This is a genomic window from Paenibacillus sp. YIM B09110 (assembly GCF_037167145.1).
Lineage (GTDB): Bacteria > Bacillota > Bacilli > Paenibacillales > Paenibacillaceae > Pristimantibacillus.
This window is the reverse complement of sequence record NZ_JBANSP010000052.1, coordinates 1-8,664: the sequence shown is the minus strand read 5'-3', so window position 1 is coordinate 8,664 and position 8,664 is coordinate 1. Positions and strand designations below refer to the sequence as shown.

The window sequence follows — 8,664 nt, the reverse complement described above, 5'->3', positions numbered from 1 at the left end:
GGCGGCGATGTATGCCGCCGCGGCGCCAAGGCCCGCAGCAGCATGCGCAGGCTGCTGCGCGGCCGCCAGCAGCAGCGCGGCAACGGCGCCGATGAACACGGCGCCTGCGAGCGCTGCTGCGCTGCCGAGCGGCGTGACCCCGCCGCTCGTGCCAGCCGCTACGCGCTTGCCGCTCACAATCATGCGCGGCGCGCTGCGGCTGAGGGCGCCGATTTCCGTCGCCCACGTATCCGCGTTCACGGCGGCCATGACGCCGACGTACGCGAACAGCCAGCCCTCATGCGGCCATATGTAATGGGCCGCGCACAGCAGCAACCCCGCTCCGCCGTTCGCCCACACCTGACCGGCGTCGCGCCTGCCGGTCTTCTCATACTTAGCCTCCGCCTCCGCTTTGGCCCGATGCTTGCGCTTATACTTCGACAGCGCCGATGACGATATGAAGAAAGCGATCAACACGCCGAACCATACTGGCTCGCCAAGCGTCACGAAGCCTGTCCCCATCACGAGCGCCGACCATGCCCCTGAGAGAGATAATGATCGCGCCTTATATGCCGCGGCAGCAGCAAGGCTGCTGCATAAGAAGCCAACGAGCAGCCTTAACCACCATTCATCCACCAGCCCTACCATTGCAGCCACTGCGAAACGCTGGACAATCTCGTTTTGCGATGCAACGCCTCGCGCCACCTTTCCGGATAATTCGTGCATATCATCAGATTCGGATCAAGCTCGGTCAGCTTGCGGATCGTCCGCTCATCATTGGCCGTCCAAGCCATCGTCTGAATACCCGATTCATTCAATAGCGCCATGCGGTCCTTATTAAGCCTCGAGTAGCCGATGGATAAGAAATCAGCGCCAAGCTCCTCCAGCTCTTTCGGAAGCGAATTCCGCCATGCGTCTAGAATAAGTCCAGTCCTAACCTCGCCGCTAAGCTTTCGCGCATTGTACAACGTGCCTTCATGGAACGAAGTCAATACAACCTCTTTTACCGCGTCGAAAGCATAGATACGCTCGAGCACTTTCTCTTCTAACATCGGATACCGAATACCGTCCGTCTTAAGCTCGATATTGAGCTTGCAATGTCCTATTGATTCACGTAGCACGTCATCGAGCGTCGGAATCGGTTCTCCTTGATATTTTTGCGAGAACCAATGTCCGGCATCCAGCTGCGTCAGCTCCGCTGCCGTCCAATCCTTCACATCGCCTTTGCCGTTCGTCGTACGTCTTAGCTTATAATCGTGGATAACGACCGGCACATAATCCTTCGAAAGCTGTACATCGATTTCAATCCATTCAATGTCCGGCTCGGCGATTGCCAAACGAATCGCAGCCATCGTATTTTCCGGCGCGCGGCCCGACCAGCCTCGATGCGCTACGCACGGATTTCTCATTATGCACTCATCCTTTCGGACTGCCAGCTCTATTGCGCTTCCAGTCCTCCGTCTTCCCGCAGGGCAACTCCGAGAGAAATCGACGTCATTCGATCCAGAAGCGTCCTCGCTTCGTCGCCTTCTAACGGAATCGGCTGCGAATTCACCGAAACCATCGGATGGAAGGTCAGATCACAATTGCCGTTCTTCGAGCATACCGCGTCTAGCACGCCGGTATCCTTCTCCTCACCCTTCGGGTTCAAGCCAAAAATAAAGTTCCCTAAACTGTATGCAATCCATTTGCCTTTATACGTTTCGAATCCTTGCAGCACATGCGGATGGCTTCCAATGACCAGATCCGCGCCTGCATCGATATATTGCCTTGCGAACTGCTTCTGATAATCTTCCAGAACCGTCGTTCGCTCTGTTCCCCAGTGTACCATGACGACTACGATGTCAGCCATATCCTTCGCTTTGGCAATCGCTTCTACCGCCCGCCTTGTATCATACGTTTCCGCCACGCCGGGCGTATTTTTGTCCGCCTTCCACGACACTTCAGGGACGACGCGGCTAAGTCCGACATACGCGACCTTTACACCGCGCACCTCATGAATACTTGGGGCAAAAGCCTCCGTATCGTTGTTGCCCGCCCCCATATGCGCAATGCCCGCTTTGTCTAAATAGTCCATCGTATCCAGCAAACCTTCTACACCGTGATCCATTGTGTGGTTGTTCGCCAGGTTGACGACATCGAACCCCGCGTCCCGGAATGCTGGAAGCGAATCAGGCGGTCCTTTATACACATACTGTTTATTTTTTGCAGGAGCTTCGCGTAACGTGACTGGATATTCGAAATTTGCCGCCGTTACATCCGGCTCGCTAAGGTACAGCAATGATTCCCGATATGGAAAATCATAGCCGTTCTTCTTCATGACACCTTCCACATAAGGAGCTAACAACACATCGCCTACAAAAGAAAGACTGATCTTCTCTCCTTCTTCGCCGTCCGCGCTACCCGAATCTACTGCCCCCGTATTGCCCTCGTTGTTATTTTGGGCTGTTTCTTCCTCTGTAGAAGTCTCAGATCCATTAGATTCATCGGGCTGCTTCTGTTCGATCGGCTGATTGTCCCCGCTGTCCTCGCCCCTATTCGAACTGCCCGCTTCCTTGTCCGCATTCATATTCAATCCAATTAACCAGACGGCAATCACTGCAGCAATAATGGTCAGCAATGTCACATTAAGGATCATAAGCCGCCTCATTCTTCTCTTGCGCATTCTCTTCTCATGCTGACGCGTCTCAGACCGGGATACGTTCATGAAAATAAGCTCCTTCGTTGATATAATTGGAAGTTTGTCTATCAAGACTTTTCCATTATATCAATGATAGGAGCTTCATGGTCAACAAATATTACGACTCTGCTAGAGTTGCTTTCGCCGCTTCCTTCCCTTGCCGTATGCAGTCGGGAAGACCGACGCCGTCGAAGGCCGCGCCTGTAATCCATACACCTGGAAGCTCTTCAGCCAGCCTTGCGCGCAGCTGCTTTACATTGTCGAGATGTCCGACCGGATACTGCGGCATAGAGCGATACAATCTTGTAATCTCTGTAAAAAGAGGCTCTGCCGTTATGCCCATCGTCGTCTTGATGTCGCTGCGAACAGCAGCAATCAGCTCAGCGTCCGGAAGCTTCGCCTTCTCCTCGTCGCCCGCTCGTCCGACATAGCAGCGAAGCAGCACCTTATCGTCCGGACTCGTATGAAGCCACTTGCTCGATGTCCATGTGCATGCCGTAATGCTAAGACCTTCCGAACGCGGAACTAAGAAGCCGGAGCCATCGAATTCGAGTCCGAATGTCGCCTTATCGAAAGCCATCACCACATTCGCTACCGATACGTAATGAATCGCTCGCAGTTCGCTCACATTGGTTAGCGGTTCGAGCAGATCGGCCGCGTTGTACGCAGGTGCGGTCATCACGATGCGGTCCGCGGGCAGTTGCTCGCCATTTTCCAATACAACGGTATAACGTGCTTGTCCGATCTCTTGATCGCGCTCTGTCTCTACCGCAGTTGCCCGATGTTCGTCGCGAATTTCCGCCACCTTCACGCCAAGCCTGCGCTCCGCGCTGCTTAACGCCTTATCCAGCGCATTTACGACAGTCGTCAATCCGCCCTTGAACGTCAGGAAGGTCCCGCCTTTCGCCACCGCGGGAAGAGCAGCCGATCCCGCTTTGCGGTTATGCTGCATGCCGCGGATCAAGCTGCCGTGCTTCTGCTCCGATGCCGCGAACTGCGGGAAAGTCGCTTGAATGCTAAGCTTTCTAAGATCTCCCGCATAGATTCCGGCTAGCAGCGGTTCCGCGATCTGCGTCATGATTTGCGGGCCGACACGGCGCTCAAGGAATCCGCCAAGCGACTCGTCACCTTTAACCTTGCGCGCAGGCAGCGCAAAATCCATTAAAGCGCGAAGCTTGCCTCCCCAAGATACAAGCCCTGTCTTAAGAAACGGCTTAATTTCCGTCGGCACGCCAAGCACGAGTCCGGCCGGCATGGGATGCAGCTTTTTCCGATGCAAAATATAAGTCTTCTTCGCCCCTGGGTTCGTCGTCGTTAATTCATCCGTCAACCCAAGCTCCGTTGCCAAATCGATAATGGCCAGCTTGCGCGCAAGGAACGAATCCGGCCCTTTCTCAATGACGAAGCCGTCACGCTGCAGCGTATTGATTTTACCGCCAAGTACAGGAGCTCCATCAACAATCGTCAGATGGATTTCCTTGCCTAGCCGCTCCGCTTCCCGCTGCAAATAAAAAGCGGAGCTCAGTCCGCTGATCCCTCCGCCAATGACGACAATTCGATCAGGTTCTCCGATTCTCCGCATCTCATTCATTCCTCTCTCTCGCTTGCCAGTGCTTGTATGACCGATTCTGCCAATGTCTCCATATATAACGGATCGCGATTCAGCATCGCAATTCGATCAAGTGCCATATCCAGCTCTTTGGCCGCTGCCTTCGCCTCGATATCGAGGTCGTAAAGCACCTCTAGATGGTCGGACACGAAGCCCACCGGTGCGACAAGCACCGCCTTAACGCCTTCTTCTCTGAGAACAGGAAGCGTCTCGAGAATGTCCGGGCCAAGCCAAGGATCTCTCGTCCGTCCAGCGCTTTGCCACGTGAACTGCCAATCCGTAACGCCAGCCGCTTCGGCAACCGCCGCTGAAGTCTCCAGCAGCTGCTGCTCGTAGGGATCGCCAAGCTCGCGAATTTTCTCCGGCAAGCTATGCGCGCTGAACAATACTTTTACTGGTTCGCCGTCCGTCTGCTCCGCTAGGCGTCGCAATCCGTCCTGTACACGTTCCGTAAGGGCCAGCAACAGCTTCGGATGCATATGGTACTGCTCCACAACTGCCAGCTTAATGCCCAGCTCATCCGCCTTTTCTTGAGCGCGCTTCATATAGCTGCCTACGCTCATCGTCGAGAAATGCGGCGCCAGCACGATGCCGACTGCCTGCTTGATGCCGTCTGCAGCCATCTGCTCTACGCCATCCTCGATATATGGCTTCGCATGCTTGAGACCTTGGTAGCAAGCGTACTTGCCTGGAGCAAGCTGCTCCAGCTTATCCTGCAAGCCTGCCACTTGCCCGTTTGTATTCTCGCGAAGCGGGAATACTCCGCCTACGATCGCTTCGTAACGACCCTTCAGCTCGGCAAGCAGCTCCGGTGTCGGAGCATGTCCGCGGCGAATATGCGTATAGTACGTTTCGACGTCGTCTAATGATTCCGGCGTTCCGTAGGACATGACAAGTACGCCGATCTTTTGATTATGATCAGACATGGCTAGTCTCCTTCCCATTGCGTACACGAATCGCCTTGGTCGAATAGGCATGCACGAACGCAGTCAATTCAGCCAGCTTCTCCAGCGACGCTTCCGGGAACAAGCCGTGTCCAAGGTTGAAAATGAATCCGTCCTGCTCGATCCCTTGATCGATAATTTCCTTCGCATACGATTCAATGACGCCGATTGGCGCTGTTAGCACCGTCGGATCAAGATTGCCTTGCACCGCTGCGCCGTTGTTCAAGCGACGGCGTCCTTCCGGGATCGACACGCGCCAATCCAGCCCGAACACATCTGCTTTCACGCCGCCAAGCTCTGGCAGCAGCTCGCCCGAGCTGACGCCTGGAAAATAAATTTTCGGCTGCGGCAAATCGCTAAGCTCATCGAATATACGCTCAATCGTCGGCAATACATACGTGCGGAAGTCCGCTGGAGCAAGCGCGCCAACCCAGCTGTCGAACAGTTGGAACGCCTTGCCGCCGGCCGCCATATGAGCGCGCAAATAAGCGATAACCATATCGCCAAGCTTACGCATCAGCTCATGCCATACTTTCGGCTGGCTGTACATCATTTCTTTCGTGCGCAAATAGTTTTTCGAAGGTCTTCCTTCTATTAAATAACTAGCAATCGTGAACGGCGCGCCGGCAAACGTAATAAGCGGCACATCCAGCTCACGGTTCAATATCCGAATCGTCTCCAGCACATGGCCGAGATCGCCTTCCACGTCAATCGGTTTCAGACGTTCTACGTCTGCTGCCGTCATGATCGGGTTCGCAATGACCGGCCCGATGCCGCCGACAATATCAAAGTCAATCCCGATCGAAGCGACAGGATTCATAATGTCCGAATACAGAATCGCTGCGTCGACGCCGAGCTTTTTCACCGGCATCATCGTCACTTCCGCAGCAAGCTCCGGCTGCTTGCATATTTCAAGCAGTGAATATTTCTCTTTTATTTTCCGATAATCTGGATCGTAGCGACCTGCCTGCCTCATGTACCATACCGGCACGCGGTCTACTTCTTGCTTCATGCACGCCCGAATGAAACGGTCGTTATAAGACATTCCCGTTCCCCATTTCTATGTAGTGTCATCTGTATCCATTATGCCCTTTTTCCTCTACCCTAACAACCGCTCTCAAATGCGTTCCTATGACAATAGTATGACAATCGATGTCACTTTGCATGAAGAAGGTATGAAAGTTTGCCCTTCCCTCCCATTTATCGCATGACGTCCTCTTATGTTATACTTATAGCCATGGAACAGTGGAAAAAAAATCTAATCGTCCTGTGGTTTGGTCAGTTTCTTGTGATGGCGGGGATGACGATGATCATCCCTTTTTTGTCGCTTTATTTGCAGTTCGATCTAGGCCTTAGCGATACGCATGAGATCGGCGTGTGGGCGGGCGTTATATTCGCGGGCAACTTCGTCACCTCATTCATCTTCCAGCCGATATGGGGGAAGTTCGCTGACCGCTATGGCCGCAAAATCATGCTGCTGCGCTCAGGCTTCGGCATGGCCGTCGTCATGGTGCTAATGGGCTTCGCTACGAATCCATGGCATCTGCTTTTCTTACGAATGCTGAACGGTACAATATCCGGCTTCAACCCGGCCTCTATAGCGCTAATCTCAGCTACGACGCCTAAGGAACGTATGGGCTTCGCTATGGGGACCATTCAATCGGGCGGCATTGCCGGCACGATTCTCGGGCCTCTGTTCGGCGGTCTGCTTGCCGATACGGTTGGTTACCGGCCGATCTTCTATCTGACCGGGGCATTATTATTCGGCGCATCGCTGCTTGCCCTCATTGTCGTTAAGGAACCGTTCGACCGCGCGAAAGCAGCGGCGCGCGTGCAGGCTTCCGTCGTCGAGGGGCTGAAGAAGCTTGCCCGCATTCCGCAACTGACTTCGCTGTTCGCGGTCACCTTCCTCATCCAGTTCGCGATGATGAGCCCGATGACGCTGATCCCCCTTTATGTGCAGGAATTACATGGAACAGCTGCTAACTTGGCGTTTTGGGCGGGGTTCGTCGGCTCTGTGACGGGACTCTCTAATCTTGTTGCCTCGCCGCTGCTTGGCAAGCTCGCCGATCGAATCGGCGGCGAGAAAATTCTCGGCGTCGCTCTAATCGGCGCGGCGATTTCCTTCATCCCGCAAGCTCTCGCGGGAACGGTATGGCAATTGCTGCTCGCAAGATTCATGCTAGGTATCTTCCTCGGCGGCCTTATACCCGCGGTGAATACGCTGATTCGCAAGTACACGCCTGATGGTATGGAGAGCCGCTCATACAGCTTCAATACAAGCTCGCTTGCTATCGGCAACATGATCGGCCCGATAACAGGCGGCGCATTGTCCGGCTACATCGGCATTAAAGGTTTATTCGTACTGTCTGCCGTCATGATGATGCTTAATGCGGCATGGGTTTGGCATTCTTTGCTTCGTGACCGAACAGCTGTCAAATGATTGGCTGAACGGCTTCATCCATGCTAATATGGATGCATAACTTCATTTAATGCGTCGCAAAGCATGCGCCGTTTGATCCGGGATGAACCGGATTAAACGGCGTTTTTTCATTTTAATTAAGGAGAGGATCTTACAGATGAATACGACTTTATTTGAGGAAACACACATGCAATGGTATGAGAAGCATCTCATGCAGAGGAAAGGTGAGCGTTTGCGCAGACTTAAAGAAGGGCATGCCCATGCCGAGCAAATGTTCGTTCGTAATGTGTGGTGGCCTGCTTTTGGCCATTTTGCCAACTTGCATCCCGAGTTTGAGATAAAAGACTTCAGCGAAGGATTTCGATACTTAGACTTTGCATTCGTGAAAAACCATGTCCGAATTGCGATCGAGGTGGATGGTTACGGTCCTCACGTGCGAAATATCTCGAGGAGGCAGTTCAGCGATCAATGGGTGCGCCAGATGCATCTTACGAACGACGGCTGGATCGTTGTCCGTGTTTCTTATGACGATATCGAGCAGCGCCCCAGACTGTGGCAGCAACTTTTGCAGCAAATGATGGGGAGATTGTTTGGGGAATCTGAATGGAGAGCAGAGCTGATCGCAGAAGAACGGGACATTATCCGGCTCGTACGCCATCTTGATCGCCCCGTGCAATTGATCGATGTCCGGAATTTACTTGGATGCGGCTACAGAACAGCACGCAACCTGCTGCTTGAGTTGGAGCAGAAGGGCTGGTTGCAAACCGCAGGCCGCGGAACCAAACGTATCCACTCCTGGCGTTTGGCCCCCTCTTCAGCATCAAAGCCATACGTGCTGTAGTAGAAGCATGTATAGCTTTGACGCTAACAGACTGACACCGCCGGGTATATTGCTCATTAGTTGCATTTCATCAAACTAATTTCATCTGCCACGTGGTTACATGCTCATTAGTTGCATTTCATCAAACTAATTCGGCCGATTCACGCCCATAACACCCAACCCGCACGTTTAGTTGCCCGATATCGAACT

At 53.5% G+C, this 8,664-nt stretch carries 8 protein-coding genes; 2 read left to right on the top strand and 6 right to left on the bottom strand.

Translation table 11 applies throughout. The features are described from left to right. The 6 genes from V8F51_RS31315 to hemE form a co-directional block, all read right to left on the bottom strand. Nucleotides 1-627 (bottom strand): DUF92 domain-containing protein (locus tag V8F51_RS31315; RefSeq protein ID WP_337104430.1); only part of this gene is annotated, 627 nt, incomplete at its 3' end. Beyond that, nucleotides 621-1,388, bottom strand: a complete 768-nt coding sequence (locus V8F51_RS31310; protein WP_337104429.1) for a glycerophosphodiester phosphodiesterase — start codon at nt 1,386-1,388, stop codon at nt 621-623. The genes V8F51_RS31315 and V8F51_RS31310, both read right to left, overlap by 7 nt. Nucleotides 1,389-1,417: 29 nt before the next feature. Further along, nucleotides 1,418-2,686, bottom strand: coding sequence for a CapA family protein (locus V8F51_RS31305; RefSeq protein WP_337104428.1), 1,269 nt, complete (start codon nt 2,684-2,686; stop codon nt 1,418-1,420). 91 nt (nt 2,687-2,777) lie between these two features. After that, the gene (hemG, locus tag V8F51_RS31300) at nt 2,778-4,241 is read right to left on the bottom strand and encodes a protoporphyrinogen oxidase (protein WP_337104427.1); all 1,464 of its coding nucleotides are present in this window, start codon (nt 4,239-4,241) and stop codon (nt 2,778-2,780) included. A gap of 5 nt (nt 4,242-4,246) precedes the next feature. Further along, nucleotides 4,247-5,194 carry a ferrochelatase gene (gene hemH / locus V8F51_RS31295; RefSeq protein ID WP_337104426.1) on the bottom strand — a complete coding sequence of 316 codons (948 nt, stop codon included), beginning with the start codon at nt 5,192-5,194 and terminating at the stop codon, nt 4,247-4,249. After that, complete coding sequence (hemE, locus tag V8F51_RS31290) at nt 5,187-6,257, bottom strand: uroporphyrinogen decarboxylase (RefSeq protein WP_337104425.1); 1,071 nt, start codon at nt 6,255-6,257, stop codon at nt 5,187-5,189. Before hemE ends, hemH begins: the two co-directional genes overlap by 8 nt. A gap of 192 nt (nt 6,258-6,449) precedes the next feature. On the opposite strand from hemE, the gene V8F51_RS31285 reads away from it, so the two are divergent. Together V8F51_RS31285 and V8F51_RS31280 are read left to right on the top strand one after the other, a co-directional pair. Beyond that, the gene (locus V8F51_RS31285; RefSeq protein WP_337104424.1) at nt 6,450-7,655 is read left to right on the top strand and encodes an MFS transporter; all 1,206 of its coding nucleotides are present in this window, start codon (nt 6,450-6,452) and stop codon (nt 7,653-7,655) included. Between the two features lie 136 nt (nt 7,656-7,791). After that, on the top strand, nt 7,792-8,475 hold the full coding sequence (locus V8F51_RS31280) for a DNA-binding response regulator (protein ID WP_337104423.1): 684 nt from the start codon (nt 7,792-7,794) through the stop codon (nt 8,473-8,475). The last annotated feature ends 189 nt before the right edge of the window (nt 8,476-8,664 follow it).

Bases quoted from the DNA above. Each gene is read 5' to 3' on its own strand.
- V8F51_RS31310 (WP_337104429.1), bottom strand. From the start codon at position 1,388: ATGAGAAATCCGTGCGTAGCGCATCGAGGCTGGTCGGGCCGCGCGCCG.
- V8F51_RS31305 (WP_337104428.1), bottom strand. From the start codon at position 2,686: ATGAACGTATCCCGGTCTGAGACGCGTCAGCATGAGAAGAGAATGCGC.
- hemG (WP_337104427.1), bottom strand. From the start codon at position 4,241: ATGCGGAGAATCGGAGAACCTGATCGAATTGTCGTCATTGGCGGAGGG.
- hemH (WP_337104426.1), bottom strand. From the start codon at position 5,194: ATGTCTGATCATAATCAAAAGATCGGCGTACTTGTCATGTCCTACGGA.
- hemE (WP_337104425.1), bottom strand. From the start codon at position 6,257: ATGTCTTATAACGACCGTTTCATTCGGGCGTGCATGAAGCAAGAAGTA.
- V8F51_RS31285 (WP_337104424.1), top strand. From the start codon at position 6,450: ATGGAACAGTGGAAAAAAAATCTAATCGTCCTGTGGTTTGGTCAGTTT.
- V8F51_RS31280 (WP_337104423.1), top strand. From the start codon at position 7,792: ATGAATACGACTTTATTTGAGGAAACACACATGCAATGGTATGAGAAG.